The organism is Rhodococcus sp. PML026 (assembly GCF_000963615.1).
In the GTDB taxonomy this organism is placed as follows: domain Bacteria; phylum Actinomycetota; class Actinomycetes; order Mycobacteriales; family Mycobacteriaceae; genus Rhodococcoides; species Rhodococcoides fascians.
The window spans coordinates 205,095-224,283 of sequence record NZ_KQ031367.1 but is presented as its reverse complement, the minus strand read 5'-3'; the positions used below and the strand labels follow the sequence as shown (position 1 = coordinate 224,283).

Annotated in this window: 20 protein-coding genes; 9 read left to right on the top strand and 11 right to left on the bottom strand. The window is 65.4% G+C overall.

What is annotated here, in order from left to right:
- Positions 1 to 3 precede the first annotated feature (3 nt).
- The 3 genes from VF34_RS02505 to VF34_RS02495 are packed head-to-tail and all read left to right on the top strand — an operon-like array spanning position 4 to position 2,725.
- Positions 4 to 483, top strand: coding sequence for a PH domain-containing protein (locus tag VF34_RS02505; protein ID WP_045840735.1), 480 nt, complete (start codon positions 4 to 6; stop codon positions 481 to 483).
- The gene (locus tag VF34_RS02500; protein ID WP_045840734.1) at positions 480 to 1,997 is read left to right on the top strand and encodes a PH domain-containing protein; all 1,518 of its coding nucleotides are present in this window, start codon (positions 480 to 482) and stop codon (positions 1,995 to 1,997) included. The genes VF34_RS02505 and VF34_RS02500 overlap by 4 nt, the downstream gene beginning before the upstream one ends.
- A gap of 26 nt (positions 1,998 to 2,023) precedes the next feature.
- Positions 2,024 to 2,725: a uracil-DNA glycosylase gene (locus VF34_RS02495; RefSeq protein WP_045840733.1), complete on the top strand. Its 702-nt coding sequence runs from the start codon at positions 2,024 to 2,026 to the stop codon at positions 2,723 to 2,725.
- Here the strand turns inward: VF34_RS02495 and VF34_RS02490 are convergent.
- The 7 genes from VF34_RS02490 to VF34_RS02460 all read right to left on the bottom strand — a co-directional run bounded on the left by VF34_RS02490 (position 2,652) and on the right by VF34_RS02460 (position 9,608).
- Positions 2,652 to 3,104 (bottom strand): hypothetical protein, encoded by a 453-nt coding sequence (locus VF34_RS02490; protein WP_032386296.1) that lies wholly within the window; start codon positions 3,102 to 3,104, stop codon positions 2,652 to 2,654. The genes VF34_RS02495 and VF34_RS02490 overlap by 74 nt on opposite strands.
- 86 nt (positions 3,105 to 3,190) lie before the next feature.
- Positions 3,191 to 3,349 carry a hypothetical protein gene (locus VF34_RS25160; RefSeq protein ID WP_008714214.1) on the bottom strand — a complete coding sequence of 53 codons (159 nt, stop codon included), beginning with the start codon at positions 3,347 to 3,349 and terminating at the stop codon, positions 3,191 to 3,193.
- Positions 3,350 to 3,376: 27 nt separating this feature from the next.
- A complete protein-coding gene (gene mshB, locus VF34_RS02485; RefSeq protein WP_045840777.1) occupies positions 3,377 to 4,270 on the bottom strand; it encodes an N-acetyl-1-D-myo-inositol-2-amino-2-deoxy-alpha-D-glucopyranoside deacetylase in 894 nt (297 codons plus the stop codon).
- A gap of 107 nt (positions 4,271 to 4,377) precedes the next feature.
- The gene (locus VF34_RS02480) at positions 4,378 to 5,061 is read right to left on the bottom strand and encodes a haloacid dehalogenase type II (protein WP_052718559.1); all 684 of its coding nucleotides are present in this window, start codon (positions 5,059 to 5,061) and stop codon (positions 4,378 to 4,380) included.
- Positions 5,058 to 6,824: an ABC transporter family substrate-binding protein gene (locus VF34_RS02475; RefSeq protein ID WP_045840732.1), complete on the bottom strand. Its 1,767-nt coding sequence runs from the start codon at positions 6,822 to 6,824 to the stop codon at positions 5,058 to 5,060. The genes VF34_RS02480 and VF34_RS02475 overlap by 4 nt, the downstream gene beginning before the upstream one ends.
- A 103-nt stretch (positions 6,825 to 6,927) precedes the next feature.
- Positions 6,928 to 8,865 carry a translational GTPase TypA gene (gene typA / locus VF34_RS02470; protein WP_032365354.1) on the bottom strand — a complete coding sequence of 646 codons (1,938 nt, stop codon included), beginning with the start codon at positions 8,863 to 8,865 and terminating at the stop codon, positions 6,928 to 6,930.
- Between the two features lie 317 nt (positions 8,866 to 9,182).
- The gene (locus VF34_RS02460; RefSeq protein WP_032375450.1) at positions 9,183 to 9,608 is read right to left on the bottom strand and encodes a (deoxy)nucleoside triphosphate pyrophosphohydrolase; all 426 of its coding nucleotides are present in this window, start codon (positions 9,606 to 9,608) and stop codon (positions 9,183 to 9,185) included.
- 14 nt (positions 9,609 to 9,622) lie between these two features.
- Here VF34_RS02460 and VF34_RS02455 point away from each other — a divergent pair, with 14 nt between their 5' ends.
- The gene (locus VF34_RS02455; RefSeq protein WP_045840731.1) at positions 9,623 to 9,904 is read left to right on the top strand and encodes a 4a-hydroxytetrahydrobiopterin dehydratase; all 282 of its coding nucleotides are present in this window, start codon (positions 9,623 to 9,625) and stop codon (positions 9,902 to 9,904) included.
- Here VF34_RS02455 and VF34_RS02450 read toward each other — a convergent pair.
- The gene (locus tag VF34_RS02450) at positions 9,849 to 11,066 is read right to left on the bottom strand and encodes a mannosyltransferase (protein ID WP_045840730.1); all 1,218 of its coding nucleotides are present in this window, start codon (positions 11,064 to 11,066) and stop codon (positions 9,849 to 9,851) included. The two genes, VF34_RS02455 and VF34_RS02450, sit on opposite strands and share 56 nt — an antisense overlap.
- A gap of 301 nt (positions 11,067 to 11,367) precedes the next feature.
- On the opposite strand from VF34_RS02450, the gene VF34_RS02445 reads away from it, so the two are divergent.
- Complete coding sequence (locus tag VF34_RS02445) at positions 11,368 to 12,228, top strand: Rv1157c family protein (protein WP_045840775.1); 861 nt, start codon at positions 11,368 to 11,370, stop codon at positions 12,226 to 12,228.
- Positions 12,229 to 12,333: 105 nt separating this feature from the next.
- Here the strand turns inward: VF34_RS02445 and VF34_RS02440 are convergent, their stop codons facing one another.
- Complete coding sequence (locus VF34_RS02440; protein WP_032369659.1) at positions 12,334 to 13,083, bottom strand: DUF1906 domain-containing protein; 750 nt, start codon at positions 13,081 to 13,083, stop codon at positions 12,334 to 12,336.
- Positions 13,084 to 13,309: 226 nt separating this feature from the next.
- On the opposite strand from VF34_RS02440, the gene VF34_RS02435 reads away from it, so the two are divergent.
- The gene (locus tag VF34_RS02435; RefSeq protein ID WP_032365486.1) at positions 13,310 to 13,888 is read left to right on the top strand and encodes a TerD family protein; all 579 of its coding nucleotides are present in this window, start codon (positions 13,310 to 13,312) and stop codon (positions 13,886 to 13,888) included.
- Between the two features lie 123 nt (positions 13,889 to 14,011).
- Complete coding sequence (locus VF34_RS02430; RefSeq protein WP_045840729.1) at positions 14,012 to 14,833, top strand: hypothetical protein; 822 nt, start codon at positions 14,012 to 14,014, stop codon at positions 14,831 to 14,833.
- A 62-nt stretch (positions 14,834 to 14,895) separates the two neighbouring features.
- Here the strand turns inward: VF34_RS02430 and VF34_RS02425 are convergent, their stop codons facing one another.
- Entirely contained in the window at positions 14,896 to 16,269 is a 1,374-nt protein-coding gene (locus VF34_RS02425) for a sialidase family protein (RefSeq protein ID WP_045840728.1), read from the bottom strand.
- A 193-nt stretch (positions 16,270 to 16,462) separates the two neighbouring features.
- Here VF34_RS02425 and VF34_RS02420 point away from each other — a divergent pair, with 193 nt between their 5' ends.
- Positions 16,463 to 17,842: a WS/DGAT domain-containing protein gene (locus VF34_RS02420; protein ID WP_052718557.1), complete on the top strand. Its 1,380-nt coding sequence runs from the start codon at positions 16,463 to 16,465 to the stop codon at positions 17,840 to 17,842.
- A 73-nt stretch (positions 17,843 to 17,915) separates the two neighbouring features.
- On the top strand, positions 17,916 to 18,788 hold the full coding sequence (locus VF34_RS02415) for a PE-PPE domain-containing protein (protein WP_045840727.1): 873 nt from the start codon (positions 17,916 to 17,918) through the stop codon (positions 18,786 to 18,788).
- A gap of 6 nt (positions 18,789 to 18,794) precedes the next feature.
- Here VF34_RS02415 and VF34_RS02410 read toward each other — a convergent pair whose 3' ends face one another.
- Positions 18,795 to 19,154 carry a VOC family protein gene (locus VF34_RS02410; protein WP_027498102.1) on the bottom strand — a complete coding sequence of 120 codons (360 nt, stop codon included), beginning with the start codon at positions 19,152 to 19,154 and terminating at the stop codon, positions 18,795 to 18,797.
- Positions 19,155 to 19,189 lie beyond the last annotated feature (35 nt).

Sequence of the window (19,189 nt, the reverse complement as noted above, 5' to 3'; positions counted from 1 at the left end):
ACGATGACAGACCCACAGTGGCAGCCTTCTCCCCGTGCGCGTCTGCTCTGGACACTGAGCGCCGGACTGCTGTGGCTACCGGTGTTCATCGCTCAGATCGTCTGGTTTTTCGTCGACTCGAACCGGACGTCGTGGCTGCACGTCACCGTCCTCGTCGCATCGGTCGTGCTGACCGCACTGCACCTCGCGATCGTGCCGCAGTGGCGCTACCGCGTGCACCGCTGGGAGATCAGCGACACCGCCGTGTACACCCGCACCGGTTGGCTCAGCCAAGAACGACGCATCGCCCCCATCTCGCGGGTGCAGACCGTCGACACCGAGCGTGGACCACTCGATCGTCTGCTCGGGTTGGCGACGGTCACCGTGACGACGGCATCGTCGGCGGGCGCGGTGAAGATCACCGCACTCGATCAGGCCGTTGCGGACGAGACCGTCACGCGACTGACCGATATCGCCGGCCGCACCGTCGGAGATGCCACATGACCGATCAGGCGGAGTTGCTGGCAGTCGAAGAGGAGCAGCCGTGGTTGCGCCTGGACAAGCGAATGTTGTTGGTGCATCCGGTGAACGAGGGCATCAAGATCCTGCCGGTACTGCTGATCTCGTTCTTCGTCGGCAGTCAGAGCGGTAATCACTACTGGAGTCTGGGCATCCTCGCGGTCGTCGTCGTGTTCGCGATTGCGCGCTGGTTCACCACCAGCTACCGGATCGGGCCGGTGCACGTACAACTGCGCACCGGCGTACTGCAGAAGAAAGTACTGTCTATCCCGCGCAACAGGATTCGGTCGGTCGACGTGGAAGCGAACGTACTGCACCGGGTGCTCGGACTGTCCATTCTCCGCATCGGGACCGGACAGCAGGCGGGCAAAGGCGAGGCCTTCGAGCTCAACGCACTCGACACGTCACTGGTGCCGGAGCTTCGCGGCGAACTGCTGCAGCGAGTGTCGGGCCGAACGACGCCGAGCGACGGAATGCCCGTTGCCGCAGCCGATCCCGGGGTCGAGATTGCACACTGGCAGTTCTCGTGGGTGCGGTTCGCGCCGTTCTCCATCACCGGCATCGTCACCATCGCCGCGGCAGTGGGCGTGCTGTTCCAGTACGGCATCGGACAGACATTGGCGGAGACGTCGGTGGTCTCGAACAGCGTCGAATCGGCGCAACGGTTCGGCATCGCCCTGTTCGTCGTCCTCGCACTGATTGTGCTCCTCGTGGTGTCCAGCATCTTCGCCTGCGTTCGCTACCTGATCACCTACGGCAACCTGACCGTCACCGACCAGGGTCGCACGTTGCACGTCAGCCACGGGCTGCTCCGCACCCGTCAGTCGACCCTCGACCGCAAGAGACTGCGCGGCACTTCTCTGTCGCTGCCTCTACTACTGAGGTCGGTCGGCGGGGCCCGACTCGACGCCATCATGACCGGAGTGAGCGCCGAGAAGAAGGAATCGTCGCTACTGCTTCCCCAGGCTCCGCGGGCCGAGGCGCTGCGCATGATGACCACGGTGCTCGGCGATGCAGGCATGCACGGCAATGCCGACCGCCCGCTTCTGCAGCACGGACCTGCCGCGCGGCGACGCCGCTTCACCCGGGCGGTTCTACCGCTGCTCGTCGTCGCGGCCGGACTGGGAATTGCGCAGTCTCTCGGCGCACCGATCCCGATCCTCGCGTGGATCGCCGTGGCCGTGCTGTTCGTGGCCGCCGTCGGACTCGCTCACGACCGCTACCGCGGCCTCGGGCACGCCGTCCTGCCCGGCTGGCTGATCACCCAGCACGGATCGCTCGACCGCACCCGGCACAGCCTCGAAGCCGGCGGCATCATCGGTTGGACGGTGCGGCAGACGTTCTTCCAACGTCGCGCCGGCGTGGCCACCGTCGTGGCAGCGACACCGGCGGGCGTCGGACGCTACGAGGTGGTCGACATACCCATCGAGAACGCGTGGGCCATGATCGACGCCGTCACACCGGGTGCCGGGGACGTCTGGCTTCGACGCAGCACGTAAAGACGCAGCCGGTAAAGAAGGAGCCGATGAAGAAGGAGCGCCCGCAGACCATCGCGCAGCTCGACCTGGCGGTGTCCCAGTGTCGCGCCTGCCCACGGCTGGTGCGGTGGCGCGAACAGGTCGCTGCCGAGAAGCGCGCCGCGTTCGCCAACGAAACGTATTGGGGGCGAGCCGTTCCCAGTTTCGGCCCGGCCGATGCGTCGATGTTGATCGTCGGGCTCGCCCCGGCCGCCCACGGCGGCAATCGCACCGGACGGATGTTCACCGGGGACCGCAGCGGAGACGTGCTGTACCGAGCCATGCATGCCGTCGGGCTCGCCAGCCAACCGACCGCGACGCACATCGGCGACGGGCTGACGCTCAACGGAGTTCGTATCGCAGCCCCCGTGCACTGCGCTCCGCCGCAGAACAAGCCGACTCCCGCCGAGCGCGATCGGTGTCGCCCCTGGCTCGACGACGAATTGCGCTTGCTGCGTCCGCGACTGAAGTCGATTCTCGTGCTCGGGGCGTTCGGGTGGCAGTCGCTGCTACCGATTCTCGCCGCGAACGGGTGGAAAATACCCAGGCCTGCACCGAAATTCGGTCACGGCGTGCAGCTCGATCTGGGCTCGATCACCGTGTTCGCCAGCTACCACGTCAGTCAGCGAAACACGTTCACCGGACTGCTGACTCCGACGATGATCGAGGACGTGCTCCGGAATGCGGGTCGGCACGCACGCTTGCTGTGATGGCTTTCATTCGGAACATGAACAGCAGCACACCGGCCGGCCCGGCACCGGCCACGATGAGCAGCATCGTGCGCCAGTCGGCCAGCAGCAGAACATCGTTGCCGGGGCCGCCGAACATGCACAGCACTACTGCGACGAACCATCCGATCAGCGGCGACGCCACCCAGATCGGCCGTTCGGCGACCTTACGCGCGGCCAGAACCAGAGCGACGTTCGCGATGCCCCCGAGCAACGCGCTGATGGGAAACTGCACCGACCCCACGTAGGTCGGGAGAAAGAAGACCGACAGGATTCCGGACAGGAAGCCGTCGAACACCAGTACTGCGACCGTCGCCCACGACACCAGGGCGACAGTATTGGATGCGGCCTTCGAGATCATGCGCCCAATACTGCCTTGGCCCGGGTCGTTTCAGTGCACCGCATTCGAAAACCGGGCATCGCATTCGAAAAACCGGGCACCGGCACTCAGGAAACCGGCGGATAGCCCAGCGAGGTGAGCAAGTTGCTCGCACCCATGGCGATCTGACCCAGAACGTACTGGTACAGATCTGCCTGTGCGCCGAACTGCGGCTTGAGAGAATCGACGAACGCGACGATTGCGTCCTGCACTACCCAGTTGTACATGTGTGTTCCGCCCCTGTTGTCATGAGATCAGTGATTCGGAACACAGCCTAGTACGCCCGCGAACAAGTCGTTCTCCCTGCCCGCCCCGTCGGAGCCGAGCACGCCCCGCACGAGTACGTACTGCTCGTCGAGCAGGATCGGCTGAACGATGTCGTTGGAGAGTGCGTACTCGGCACCCGAGGGCGCAACCGTCACCTGAGTTGCGTGCGCACGCAACGCGTCGGTCTTCGCGTCGAGCACACCGCGGACATCGATGCTGGTGGTGATCATGTCCTCGGCCACACTCGGCAACTCACCGTCGAGGGGCATGCGCCACCCCTCGGGTATATCGGCGATCGCCCGGAGTCCCGCGTGCAGTTGTTCGCGGCCGGTGACGGTCCAGTAGAACTTCGCCACCTCCCACGGAGCTCCGGCCGCGGGATGGGCGTCCGTTCCACAGACCTCGACCGCCTCGGTCACCAGGGAGTGGACCTGCTGATGATCGGGGTGTCCGTAGCCACCCTCGGGGTCGTAACCGACGACGACCTGAGGCCTGAGTTCGCGCATGACCGACACGAGCGCCCCGAGAGCCTCCTGCCGGTCTGCGTTGACGAATGCGCGCGGTTTGAGAGCAGCCGGGGTTCCGGCCATTCCAGAATCTCGCCAGCGGCCGGCACCACCGAGGAAGCGGGGCGGGTTGCAGCCCAACGCCGCGAGTGCGCGATGCAGTTCCAGAATTCGGTAGCCACCGAGCTGATCGGCTCGGTCGACCACGAGATCGGCCCACGTATCGCCGATCACTTCACCCTCTTCACCGAGCGAGCACGTCAGCACGGTGACGTCGACGCCCGCGCGCACGTAATGGGCGATGGTCCCGCCGGTGGTGATGCTCTCGTCGTCCGGGTGCGCATGGACCAGCAGCAACCGCTGCGGCTGAGTCATCGCTTGTTCTGTCACAACCTGCTCTGTCACAACCTGTTCCGTCATGCCTCGTCGCTCGCTACTCGCTGTGTCATCGTTTGTCTGGGTCTTCTGGGTCGGGCAGCCGTTCATCGCTCGCCGAGCATTCGAGCCACGTCCGGTAACGACTGCGCTGTCACATCGGCAGGCACGAAATGGTCGGGATAAGGACGGTTCTCGCGATCGAGCCACGCCGTCGACAGGCCTGCCCGGTGCGCACCGTCGATATCCCAGGGGTGCACGGCCACCAGCATCGCGTCGCCGGGTTCGATACCGCACTGCTCCAACGCGTAGCAGTAGGCATCGGCGTGCGGCTTCCACCGTCCGGCGTCCTCGACCGAGAGCAGCAACTCGAAAGCACTCCGCACGCCGGCTCGTTCGAGCAGAGACTGCGCGAGCGACGCGGACCCGTTACTGAGGGTGATCATCCGAATGCCTTGCGCTGCAAGAGCATTCACTCCGTCTACCACATCGGGATGTACATCGAGCTCGGCGAAACCGGCCATGATGTGGTCCACTGCATCGTCCAACTGGCGATCGATCGCGGCATCGGACAGCAACGCCTCGAGCACACCGGAACCGACCTCGGCGAACGGCCGAGCGGTACCTGCGACCGCGAGCGCGAACCCGTCCCGCAGCACTCCTGCGAACCACGTCGGGAACAGGTGCTCGGGCGCTCCGACGTCGGCGAATCGCGCCGCCATGGGAGCCATGTCGGACAGGGTCTCGTTCACGTCGAAGATGATCACCCGAGGCAAGCGCACGGTGTTCACCGGACCGTCCGGATCCACTTCGCGGCATCGGCGAAGATGCCGACCTCCACCGGCCCGGTCAGCGAGACGCCGGTGATACCCGGCACCGCAGCCACCACGGACTGGTCCTGCATGATCGGCAGCGTCGACGCCAGAGACCACAGCTTGGGCTCGATCTCCTCGGCAATGATCGTCGCGTCGACGCCGGTTATCAGGGCGCGGTCGATCGTCGGCTGCAATTCCGGAACACACAGACCGGACAGATTGCGCGGGGCGTCCACGCTGCCGCTGCTCCCCGGAGCCGGCTCGACAACACAGCCGAAGCGCGAGGCCAGGGCCGTTGCCGGGTCCACGCCCGCACTGGTCCACCCGACCACGGCGTCGACGCCGCCGTCGGTCAGCGCCGTCGAGTACAACTCGTCCGCGGGCAGCGGAGTGACGGTCGCGTCGATACCCGCACTGACGAGCTCGTCCGCGGCGGTGCCGGCCACGGCCAGTGCGATGTCGTCGTTCTCGACGGCACCGATGACGAATCGCAGCGCGGTACCGCCGGCGTCTGCGAGTCGGGGCACTCCGGGAGCCGGCGCGCTGGTGGTCGGCGGCGCAGCAGAGGTCGTGGATGCGCTCGCGCTCGGCGTCGAGGTCACGATCGCGTCGGGTGTCGGAACGAAGCCGGCGCGGCGAAGCAGGTCGAGGGCCGCGGTTCTGCCGATCGGGGCGGGTGCGGTCGCGGTGTAACCGGGGTCCGACGGCGACGACAACTGGGCCGCGGCTCGGCGATCCGTCGCCCCTCCGCCGGCCCCGACCGTGGCCAGCAGGTTCGGGTCCAGCAGACCCATGATCCCCTGCCGCACAAGCGACTCCGACATGTTCGGTGCCCGGCCGTTCACGGTCATCGACAACACTCGTGATTGGTGGATCGTGTCGGTGCGGACCCCGGGAATTGCCGAGAGTTGCGCGCGCGTCGCAGACCCACCCCGAACCTGTGCGATCTGAGCGTCACTCGACCGCAACGAATCGGCCAACTGCGCGGGGGTGCCTCCGCGCCGAATGAGGATCTGGTCGGGCGATGCGGGTTGGTCCCAGAAGCGATCGTTGCGTTCCAGCAGAATCTCGTCCCGGCCCTGGTCGACGGTCTTGATGTTGAACCGCGAACCGGAGACCGGCACGTTGTCGGTGAGACCACCCTCGAAGCCGCCGGGCGAATCCTTGAGCAGGTGGGAGGGCACGAGGTCGGCGAACAATCGCTGCCACGCCGGATACGGCGACTCGAGGGTGACGTCGACGGTCTTGCCGCCGCCCGAAGAAGCAACATCGCTGATCAGTGCGTAGCCGGCCGGATCGACGACGCCCGGCTGCGTGATCATCTGCTGCCAGAGGTACCGGAAGTCCTCGGCCGCAATCGGTGCGCTGTCGGACCACTGGGCCTCGTTGCGTAGCTGGTACCGGATGGTGAACGGAGACTGAGACGTCACTTCGGCGGAGATCAACAGTGACAGGTCCGGCTCCCACGTGGTCACGCCGGTGTCGGGGTTCAGGGTGGGACGGAACGGGCTGGGCAGCACGAGCGAACTGACCGCGGCGGTGGCGGGCGACTGGTCGGCCAGCAGGTGTGGGTTGAACCCGATGCCCACGTCGTCGATCGCCACGACAACGGGGTCGCCGGTCTTCGACGGCACGGTCGTCGTGGTGACCGGAGTTTCGACGCTCTCGATCGGTGGCGGTGGATCCGCGGTGCATGCGGTGAGTACCAGGGCAGTGGCGGAGGCCAGAACCACCGGCATCAGTACGTTACGCAACGAGGATCTCCTTCGTGATCGGCTACAGGTACGGCAGAAGCGACGTCCCACGATGGTGACACGTCGCTTCTGCCGTACAGGATCTGTCTTACAGAGCAGCCTTGTCGCGCGTCTTGCTGCGCGAACGCTCACGGGCGCGCTCGTTGGAATCGAGGTGCACCTTGCGGACGCGGACGACCTCGGGGGTCACCTCGACGCACTCGTCGCCTGCACAGAACTCCATGGCCATTTCCAGGTCCAGCTTCTTCGGCTTGGCCAGGGTCTCCATGACGTCGGCGGAGGACTGACGCATGTTGGTCAGCTTCTTCTCGCGGGTGACGTTGATGTCGAGGTCTTCCTGACGCGGGTTGATGCCCACGACCATGCCCTCGTACGTGTCTGCGCCCGGCTCGACGAAGAACGTGCCGCGGTCGGCCAGCTGGATCATCGCGAACGGGGTCACGGTGCCGTGACGGTCCGAGACGAGCGAGCCGGTGTGGCGGGCGCGGATCTCGCCGGCCCACGGCGCGTAACCGTGGAAGACGGCGTTCGCGATGCCGGTGCCGCGAGTGTCCGTGAGGAACTCGGTGCGGAAACCGATCAGGCCACGCGAGGGAACGATGAATTCCATGCGAACCCAGCCTGCGCCGTGGTTCGTCATCTGGACCATCTTGCCCTTGCGTGCGGCGAGCAGCTGCGTCACTGCACCGAGGTATTCCTCCGGTGTGTCGACCATCAGCTCTTCGAAGGGCTCGTGCAGCTTGCCGTCGACCTGCTGGGTGACCACCTGGGGCTTGCCGACGGTGAGCTCGAAGCCTTCACGACGCATCTGCTCGACGAGGATGGCGAGCGCGAGCTCTCCACGACCCTGGACCTCCCAGGCATCGGGGCGACCGATGTCGAGGACCTTGAGCGAGACGTTACCGATGAGCTCCTGGTCGAGGCGGCTCTTGACCATGCGCGAGGTGAGCTTGTGGCCGCTGACGCGTCCGACGAGCGGGCTCGTGTTGGTGCCGATGGTGACCGAGATGGCCGGCTGGTCGACGGTGATGCGAGGCAGAGCGACCGGGTTCTCCAGATCGGCGAGGGTGTCGCCGATCATGATGTCCGGGAAGCCCGCGACGGCGACGATGTCTCCTGCGACACCCTTCTCGCCGGGAACGCGCTCGACGCCGATGGTGTTGAGCAGCTCGGTGATCTTGGCCTTCTGGACGACGGGCTCGCCGTCGACCTCACGCATCCAGCTGACAGTCTGGCCCTTGGAGAGCTGGCCGTTGTGGATACGAACCAGGGCGAGGCGGCCGAGGAAGGCCGACGCGTCGAGGTTGGTGACGTGTGCCTGCAGCGGCGCGTCGACGTTGCCCTTGGGCGCGGGGACGTAGCTGAGCAGAACCTCGAACAGCTCGTCGAGGTTCTCGGCGTCGGGAGCGTGTCCGTTCTGGGGCTGGACCTTCGAGGCCTTGCCCTCACGGCCGGAGGCGTAGAGAACGGGGAGGTCGAGGGCGAGCTCGGCTGCCTCGGACGCTTCGTCGTCGAGATCGGACGCGAGGTCGAGCAGCAGATCGTGGCTCTCCGAGACGACCTCTTCGATACGCGCGTCGGGACGGTCGGTCTTGTTGACGACCAGGATCACCGGCAACGACGCGGCGAGCGCCTTGCGCAGCACGAAACGGGTCTGCGGCAGCGGGCCCTCGGAAGCGTCGACGAGGAGCACGACGCCGTCGACCATGGACAGGCCGCGCTCGACCTCTCCGCCGAAGTCGGCGTGGCCGGGGGTGTCGATCACGTTGATGACGGTGATGGTGCCGTCGGCATTGCGCTTGTGAACGGCCGTGTTCTTGGCCAGGATCGTGATGCCTTTTTCTTTTTCGAGGTCACCCGAGTCCATGACGCGGTCGATCGCTTCGGCACGTTCCTCGAACGCGCCGGACTGCCGAAGCATGGCGTCGACCAGGGTGGTCTTGCCATGGTCGACGTGTGCAACGATGGCGACGTTGCGAAAAGTAGTGGTGCTGTCGATGTTGTCTGCACTGCTTGGGGCGCTCACGCGAAAAATTCTCCTGGAGTCGAATGCGGGCTCTTGTTCGCTAGCGGGCTTATGTCGCTAGAGAAGCGCGCTGCACCGCGAGGTTCTCGCGACTGATCGAGTTTACCCGTAGTCCGGCAGTGCCCCGCGCCACCCTCAGGTCTGTGACCTGCGCCACCCATTAGTCTTGGTGCCCATGGGCAAGATAAAGGCCGCAGATGTCTCGGGGATGAAGCCCAAGAAAAAATGCTGCCGCAAGAAAGTTCGTTGCATCAAATGCCCCGTCGTGATCATGCGAATGAAGAAGTTGGAATCCGCGGGCGCGACCAAGAAAGACCTCAAGAAAGGTCTGAAGACCGCTCGGGCGAAGTGAGCAGAATTTCCTGTAGGTCCGGCAGCCAGAGTCGGTCCGCATCGACCAGATCCACCGTCGGCAGCGTCGCGGCATCGACCCACCGTAGAGCCGAATGCTCCAGCGGCGCAGGGGTTCCCGAGACGATCGAGGCTCGGTAGGCCCGCAACACCATGCCACCGGAAAGCTCGACGTCTCCGCTGAGCGCGGCACCGATCGAACACTCGACCCCCAGTTCCTCGCGCAGTTCGCGCGCCAGGGCGACGTCCTCGGACTCCCCCGGCTCGACCTTGCCGCCGGGAAGCTCCCACCGACCGGCCAACTCCGGCGGACGAGTTCGTTGCGCGAGCAGCAGACGACCGTCGTCGATCAACGCGGCCGCGACAACCACAGCGGTAGGGGTACCGGACATGCCACCATCTTTCTATGACCGAATTGCTGACCGACCGCGATATCGAGGACGCACAGCTCACCCACTGGACGGTGACGGAGAAATCTCTGACCCACACCGTCGAGCTGACGTCGTTTCCCGCCGCGATCGAGGTGGTGAACCGCGTGGCCGACGCCGCGGAGGAAGCGGACCATCACCCCGACATCGACATCAGGTGGCGGACGCTCACGTTCACGCTGTCTACGCACAGCGCCGGCGGTCTCACGCAGAAGGACGTGGATCTGGCGCGTCGGATCGATGCACTGATTGCGAATTGATGCGTCCCGCATAGGCGACCCAGCCGAGGAACAAGGCAGATCCGATCACGTCGACGGCTCCGGCCCAGGCCTCGAGCCCAGGACGGGGAATGGTCCAGATCGATTCCTGGAAGAAGCTCAGCAACCAGGGCACCCCCACAGTGACCGTCACCAGCCAGTAGCCGGCAACGATCTTGGCTCCGGCGATATCGCGCAACGGCCCGTGCAGCAGCCAGATCACCATCGGAATCACCCAGATCCAGTGATGCGACCACGAGATAGGCGACACCAACAGGCCCAGGAGTTGGACGATGACCAGGGTCCCCAGGTAGTCGCGGCGATCGAGTGCTCGCCATGCCAGCACTGCGAGGACCACGGCGATCACTGCGGCGGCGATCCACAGCGGTCCCTGGCCGACGTCCTCGCCCACGATCCGGCTCAGAGCTCCACGCAGAGACTGATTCCAGACCGAGCCGACGGGTCCGATGCGGTCGGCATCGCCGAGCAACGTGGTGAAGTACGTGGCCGCCTGACGCCCCAGCACCGCGTAGCTGACCGCGACACTGAGTGCGAATGCCACCGCCGAGAATGCTGCAGCTTTCCACCGCCGAGTGGCGAGGAAGTACAGGCCCGTGATGGCCGGGGTCAGCTTGATGCCCGCGGCGAAGCCCACGAGTCCGCCCGCCACCCACCAGCGCGAGCTGCGTACCGCGAGTAGCGCCAGCAGTACCAGGAACACATTGACCTGGCCGTAGTCGAGGGTGGTGCGTACGGGTTCGGACCACAGCCCCAGCGCGGTCCACAACATGGCGATTCTCACCCAGCGGTTCTCGGCGGCCCGGTCGTCGCCGAGAACCATCGACAGGGCCAGCCGGACCACTGCGAACAGCGCGATCATCGTCGCGGCCTGCCAGACGATGCCGACCACCGTGAACGGCAGATAGTGCAGCGGGAAGAACACGAGGGCGGCGAACGGTGGGTACGTGAACGGCAGTGGGAAGTCCGGGGTCTGCACCGAGTACGTGTAGTCGTACAGGTTGTCGCCGAGCAGCGCGGCGGAGCCTTCGACGTAGACGTGCAGGTCGACGAGGTTCATACCGTTGGGAGTGACGAACGCCCAGACGAATCGGCTGATCACCGAAACTGCCAGCAGAACGGGGGCCAGCCGAACAAGTCGGTTCACGGTGCGTGTGGTTCCGTTCGGTATCGATGCCGTTTATCGACAGCCGAGCTTATAGGGCGATCGATACCCACCCTAACCGTGCCGATCCGCTCGTAACATTTACATCACCTTTCACACTGGTCACTCGTGTAACACGCTATTGTTCGATTCTGCGGAGAATTCGCAGCGCGTGGCCCATAGAATCCTCGATAGAGTTCAGCCGGGGAGGACTGGACCTACTACGGCTGTACATCCGGGATCGCTCTACATAGAGTGACCCCTCGGGCACCGGCTGTCGCCGTGGACCTGCGTCATGATCAGAATGGGGAATATCACCGTGCTTCGTACTCGCGGAACGCGTCGCGTCGTCACAGCTCTGGCTGTGGCCGCAGCCGCCGCACTCGTTGTGCCGACCAGCGCATCCGCTCAGCCTCTGGTGCCCATGGCTCCGGCAGATCTGCCGGCTGCTCCGGCCGATCCCGCAGCGCTGATCGCCCAGTTCCTGCCCGCTCCCGGTGAACCCCTACCCAACCTCTCCGACATCGAGGCACTCGCGTCCTTCGCGCCTGCCATCGTCGGTGCAGCTGCAGGACCGGCCGATGTGGGTGCCGCTCCCGCAGCAGATCTCCTCGGCCAGGCTCGCGCACTTCTCGAAACCGCGCAGCTTCCGGACCAGGTCAAGTCGCTGCTGGAATCGGTCATCACCTTCCTGGACGGATCCGGCGGCGGCGGGCCCGAGCTGCCCTCCGACGGCCCCGTCATCGCACAGTTCCTGTACCCGACCCTGGGCAAGGGCTGCATCTCCGACACCGCAGATTCCGTCGGAACCGCCTTGGCCGTTCCCGGACCGGCCACGTTGCCGCCCCCCGGACCGGCTGCAGGCCAGGCCGGTTTCGTCTTCACCGCCCTCGGCACCGCGCCTCTCGCCGCGCAGCAGTCCGCTCCGCTCACCGTGACGTGGCTCAACATCGACAACCGCCGATCGGGAACCCAGGACCTGACCGGCGCAGCCAAGATCAACGCCGACGGCCCCGCGACGTTGTCGGCCATCGCCGACACCGGCCCCGGTCGCGTGCTGTCCGTGGTGTCCGGATCGATCACCACTCAGTCCAAGGAAGACGCCGCAGCGCCGCCGCGCAGCTGCAACTTCCTGCCGACGATCGGCACGGTCTACGTTCCGTAGCTCACGAGACCACAGCAATTCGCCCCCGGCTTCCTCGAAGCCGGGGGCGAATTGTTTTCGTGCTTATCGGCCGGAAAAAAGACCACCGAATTACACGGATGGTATTCAGACGATGTCGGCACCGGATTTCGACCACTGGCCGTAATCGGACTTCAAGACATTGTTGATATCCACTTTCACTCCACCCACCGTGTCCTTGTCGATACGAATCTGGTGAATGTGCGCTTCGGGATGTACGAACCCCTTCGGGGTCCCCCAATTGTGCTGCCAATACCACTGGCCCAGTCCTGCGACGGACGCCAATTCGATGGTCGGAGAATTCGCGTAGATACCGGTGTTCTCCGCTCCGATCACCGACTGCCAGCCCAGGATGTACGGCGCGATGAGGGTGGCGAACTCGACGGCTGTCGGGTTGTCGTCGATCGATGCGTAGATCGGCCGATCGGACGGGCCACCGGCCGCCAGATGGAGCTCGAGTCCACGTTTCGCATGCTTGACGCCCGCAACGTACCCGCCTCGCCAATCCGCGGTGGCCCCCTTACCGAACTGGTAGTTGGAGACCACCTCAAGGCCGGCCTCGGTGAGGGACTGCGCCTCCGACGCGGTCATCGGCTTGCCGACCATCCAGGTCGCGTCGGGACGCCGATCCGAGACGTAGCGGACAGCTCCGAGATGGCCTGCGCTCTTGATGGCCGACGCCGACGGCACGCCTCCCGCGTAGTCGACGAGCGTTCCCAGCCCCGCGTCGGCATGAGCGGTGGCCGAACCCCACGCGGCCAGGCCGACGGCGGCTGCGGAGCCGGCCGCGGCGTACTTGAACAGTTCACGTCGCGAAACCTGCACAAAATCTCCCATGCCGTTCGATTGCCACGGCGCGCCTACGTAACGAAACGCGCCGTCACTGCTATTTTCCGATGTTTTGTCGTATCCCATCACAAACACATGTGCACCGCCAGCCCCACTGCTCACACCCCACCCGCGTGGCTCGTCGTTCACACATGCAACTCGAGCACCGCGCCCGCAGTCATGAATAGGGTGGGGAGGACGAAGCACGAACGACAGCGTGAAGGAGTGGTTGGACATGGGCGTAACACTCGCCAAGGGCGGAAATGTCTCGCTGACGAAGGAAGCACCGAACTTGACCGCGGTCACCGTCGGTCTGGGCTGGGACGTTCGCTCCACCACCGGCGGAGACTTCGACCTCGACGCGAGCGCGATCGGCCTCGGTACCGACAAGAAGGCGCTCAACGACAACTACTTCGTCTTCTACAACAACCTGCGCTCCCCCGACGGCGCGATCGAGCACACCGGAGACAACCGCACCGGCGAGGGCGAAGGAGACGACGAGAGCATCGACGTGGACCTTGCAGCGCTGACACCCGAGGTGGATTCCATTGCATTCCCGGTGTCGATTCACAACGCGGACGCGTTGGGACAGAACTTCGGTCAGGTCGTCAACGCCTTCATTCGTGTCGTCGACAAGTCCGACGGCCGCGAACTCGCGCGCTTCGATCTGAGCGAGGACGCGTCGACCGAGACTGCGATGGTCTTCGGCGAGTTGTACCGCCGCGGTGCCGAATGGAAGTTTCGCGCAATCGGTCAGGGCTACGCGTCCGGCCTGGAGGGCATCGTGCGCGATTTCGGCATCGACGTCGGCTGACGCAGGGTGCGCGAGTCCGTCTCGATTGCACAACGGTCTACAGCTGAGCTTGTGACGCCAAGATGATGTGTGGTGATATCAGCGCACACGCAACATCAGCCACATAAGTCACAGGAGTCACACATGTCTCGTCGCCTCAGCCGTCTGGCGGGCGCGCTCGCGCTCTCCTGCGCGGCATTGCTCGCCGTTCCCGCCACTGCGGCAGCGGATCCGGCTCCCGCCGATCCGCTCGCCCGGGCGATCGCCGCATTGCAGGGGCAAGACGGTGCTTCGCTCGCCGCAGCGACTGCCATCGCCGACTCGCGTACCCCGGTCGCCGAGAACACCTCCACAGACCCCTTCGCGGCCCTCGACGCGGCCAACAAGGCTCTCACCGACTTCGGCATCACGCCGTTCTTCTACCCGACCGCTGCGATCAACTGCGCCGCCACACCGGGCGCGCCGCTCGGAATCGTGCCGGGCGTCGCCGGTGGCGCCGGCGGACCGTGGCCGCAACTGAAGGCACCCGCCATCCCCACAATCCCAGGTGTGCCGTCCTTGCAGATTCCCGATCTCAATGCCGTCGACAAGGGCGAGACGATGTTCGCATTCGTTCCGGCCGGCATCGTCAACGACTCGGCCGACAAGTCCGGCATGCAGATGGCGTGGTTCAACGTCAACACCCTGCAGGGCGGCTTCGCCGACTTCGGCGGCCTGGTCACCACCATGGCCCAGTCGATCCTCGACAACTCGGGAATCCCGGCGGAGTTGAAGGACATGGCCCGGCCCCTCGTGGTCAACGCACTCAATGCGTTGCCCGCTGCCGGTGCACGCGCTGTCCCCGTGCAAACCGGATCGGGAACCGTTCTGGCCGCGGTGTTCGGCACCGTCAACCACAAGGCAATCGACGGCTCGGACAAGAGTTGCTTCTTCTTCCCGACGGTCGGCCTGGTGAACGTCGCCTGACTCAGGTCCAATCGAACGATCGAAAAGCCGTGTAGCTCTGCGCTGCACGGCTTTTCGCTGCATCAGGAGCGATCGATGCGGCCGAGCCGACCCAGAACCGCCTGCATCTCGGTGCGCCGTGCGCGTGCGGCCCAGGGACGCAAGCGGTTCCGCCCGCGCATCTGCATGACCGCTCCGGTCACGAGATCTCCGTTGGGCGCGAACCGGACCCGCACCATCTCGTCGAGAGATCGCCTGAAAACGGAGCCGGGGAAACCTCGACGGAACCCGTACGGAAACAGCGGAGCATCGGGTTCGTTGTACTTTCCACCGACGAAAACCGGTCCTGCAGTGCGGAAGTCGCGACTCTGCGCGATGAAGCCGTGGAACGCGCGGCCGGCCTCACGCCCGTAGTACGAAATTCCGACGCGCCCCGATCCGGTGGCGGTGATCGCACCGAACCGCGCACCTCGCACTCCAGGAGCGGACACCACGACGGGTCTCGACCAGCTGTTCGCGCCGTCGGAAGACCACGAAGCGTGCAGCAATCCGTCCCGGTCCGGCCACAGGGCGTACAGGGTGCCGTCGCAGTCGACGGCGACCGACTCCGGCAGTAGGTATCGGGAAGCGAGCAGCAGAAGGTGCAACGGGTTGTGATATTTGGCGAGCGCCGATCCGGGGACTATGCGGACATCCCAGGTCAAACCCTCGTCGCGGCTGACCGCCACCGCGAAACGACGGCCGTATCGGCCGCCGATGTAGACCGTGCCGTCCGGGCCGACGACACCGGTGCCGAATGCGACGTAATCCGTACCGGGAAGTCCCGGAATGTTTTTCGGGTCGATGTCGAACCCGCCGGCTACCTCCCATTTGGTCCCGCCGTCGTACGAACGCCAGATCACCTGGCGGGTGGCGTTGATCAAAGGTCGCACGCGGAGGGCGAACGGCGTAGGAGCGGACAGGTACGTCACGCGAGCAGAGGACGGAGACGACGCGTCCGGTGCGGACACCCGAGGTCCGGCGAATACCTTGGCACCTGTCCTGGCCTTGGATGCCACCCTCCGGAAGCGCCACGTTCGACCTCGGTCGTCGCTGATTCCGAGGTCGAAGCCCGATCGAAACATGCGCGTCGGTGTCGAGTCGACGCGACCGGCGGTGAGAAACAGCCGGTCGTCGGCATCGTCGAAGTACATATGCGCTCGGCGGCCGGTGTTCACCGTGCCGTCCGGCACCGATGCTCGCCAGGATTGTCCGAAATCGGAGGACTGCAGAACTCCGACGCCGTCGACGGTATATGCCGGGGCGAGAAAGACGGTGTTGTCCGCGGCTGTTCCGAGGGTGCAGGCGGACGACCCGTATTCGGTGTAGGAGATATCGGTGGCGTAGTCGGCCGATGCTGCCGCGTTGGTCGAAAAGCGAAGCCCTGCTCGATATCCCGACGCGACCCGCGGTGTCACGACACCCGCCCGCGGCGGCGCGGGCGTCGTGATATCGGGGCGCGGTGGTGCATTGGATCAGGCTAGCGTCGATTCACGCCGAAAACGCCGAGGCCGATGCAGAAGTCCTGGGCCGAACGTCGTGACAGCTCACAGAACGAAACCGGTCTGTTTCGAGACCGTCGACCGGCGATGCACGCCCTAAGCTTCTGGTGTGCCCTGTGCGATCGCCGAACCTCTGTTGTCGGGCTCTGCGCGTCTCCACCCGGTCGATGCGCAGGCGTACTGGATGGCGTCGAAGGTCCCCAGTGACCAGTTTCTGCTGTATTGCTTCGAGGGAGCGCGCGAACCACTGGAGTCCACGGTGCGGCGGCTGCGCATTCGCAGCGCGGGTATCGCGGTGCTCGGTCTTCGAATTACAGAGGTTCCGTTCGGTCTCGAGCGTCCGCACTGGACTGCGATGGCCCCCGGCACGGACACGATCAGCGTTCACCCCGAACCCCGGACGTGGCAGGAATGTCTCGACGCCGTCGCGTCGTCGTTCGAGCGTCAGGTCGACCCGCGACACACGGTCTGGCATCTGCACCTGTACCCGAACGTATCGGGTGCTCCTGCGTGTGACGGGCCGAGTCTTGTTGCTGTTCTGCAACTGTCGCACGCAGCCGCGGACGGGACACTGGCCGCCCGAACTGCTCGCGAGCTGTTCGGGACACAACCCGTGCCCTCTCGGCCCGTTACACCGACTGCGCCACCCGCACCCCTGACCGCTGCCGTCGCCGCTCTGACTCTGCCTGTGCGAGTAGTGCGCATGGCTCGCGCCGGCATTCGGGCGCGACGCGACGCACTGCGATTGGAGGAACACACCGCGTCCGGTTCGGTCCCTCCTCCTGCGCGTTCTCGCGCGTTGACGACTCTCGACGTTGCGCCTACGGACCGGACGGATCTGCGAACGATCGTGCTGCCCAAGTCGGCTCTCCAGTTCGCCGACACCTCGATCACCGTCACTGCCCTGACCGCCATTTCCGTTGCACTCCAACGGTTCCTCGGCGATTCGGACGATGCTTCGGCCGATCTCGCAGCCGAGGTCACCGTCGCACGGACGGCTGCAGTGGGCGCACGCAACAACTTCGGCAACGTCGGCGTCGGCTTGTTTCCCGCTGAACCGGACCTGCGGACTCGCAGCCGACTCGTGGCCGCAGACCTGGCCGAGCGCAGAGCGCGAGCAGGTCACCCGGTGTCGTTGACAGCCCGCGCATCTCAGAACGAGACAGAACGCCATGTCCCGGCATTCCTGGCGGCGTGGGGAGTCGCACAGTTCGATCCGACTGCGGTGCCGCCGACCGTCACGGGCAACACGGTCGTATCCAGTGTTTCGCGCGGTACAGCGGACCTCACGCTCGGCGGCGGGCCCGTTCGATTCACGGCAGGGTTCCCTGCCCTCTCCCCTGCCATGAGCCTCACGCACGGCGTGCACGGTATCGGCGACACCGTCGCGATCAGCGTGACGTCCAACCGAGCGGCCGTACCGGATCCGGATCGCTACGAGATACTTCTGCGCGATGGCCTCGACGACGTACGTGCCGCGCTGAGTTGAACGAGTCAATGCCAGACAGTTCTCAGCATTTGTCGGGCGTTCGGCTCAGGTTCGTCGGCCACACTCGGTAACCATGAACCAGGAGCAGGTAACCGTACTCGCGGTCGGTGGCACCGGCGAATCGCGTCCGGCCGACCATCGGACCCGCGTCACCGGTCTCCTGTCGTGTGTCGTCGGCGCACTCGACGATCGCTTCGTCGGCCGCTGGGTGGGCTACCCGGCGTCGTACGGGCCGGTGGCGTCCGGGGGACTGAGCTACCGGCACAGCACCGAACTCGGAGTTCGTCGCCTGCGCCGAGCGATCGAGAACACCACTGGGCCTCTCGCTCTGATCGGATATTCGCAGGGAGCCACGGTCGTTCGCGAAGTACTGGGCCTCGTTCAGGACGGAATCGTCGACGGCAGCCGCATCGTCGCGGCCGGTCTGGTCTCGGATCCCCAGCAGCCGACCGGTGCGGTGCCCGGCTGCACCGGCCGCGGGGTTGCCGGAACCGGGCCGGCTCTGCCGGAGTCGATTCCCACCCACTGGATAGCTCTCGCGTCGGACATGATCTGCAACGCCAGCGACGACAGCCTCGTTCGCGACATCGCCGACCTGACGCGCTGGATGTCGTTCCGCACGCCTAAGACCTGGTTGCGCGAGCTCTGGCTACTCATGCGCAGCAACAGCTTTCAGAACGCGACCCGTACTCGCCTACGACCGGCCCAGTGGGCGAAGGATGTTCGACGCCTCCGCACCGCGGCCACCGAGGTGTCCGGGTACCTGCCCACGTCGCTCGGCTGGAGACGATGGGTGTGGACCAACTCGGGTGGCGGTCGGCACATCGCCTACGCGTCGGAGCCGTACGCAGACGGCCTCACCGGATGCCAGGTTCTCGCCCGCTGGCTCGGCGAGCAAGAGGATCATCGGCTCCGCCGAGCTCTGCCGGCCGCGCAGGTCGCGTAACGCAGATCAGTCTCGCTTGCAGAGACAGAAGATGTGGCCGACCGGGTCTCGGTACACCCAGAACGACTCGTGCGCGTCGTCGATCAATGTCGCTCCGGCATCGACGACGAAGTCGCGGGCCTGTTCCATCTCATCGACGACGAAATCGAGGTGAATCTTGATGCCGTCGTTCGGCCAGTCGACCGGGGTGAAGTCGGGGGCCTTCTGGAAGGCCAACCGCAGTTCGCCCGGACCGTGGACGACCACCCAGTCTCCGTCGTCGCGCACCGGTTCCCAGCCGAGGATCGTGCTGTAGAACCGGGCGAGCGCTGCCGGATCGGGACAGTCGAGAACCGTGTAGTCCACGGCGATGACGGGTGCATTCATGTCGGAATCGTAGCGAGAATCACCCGGGTCGGACT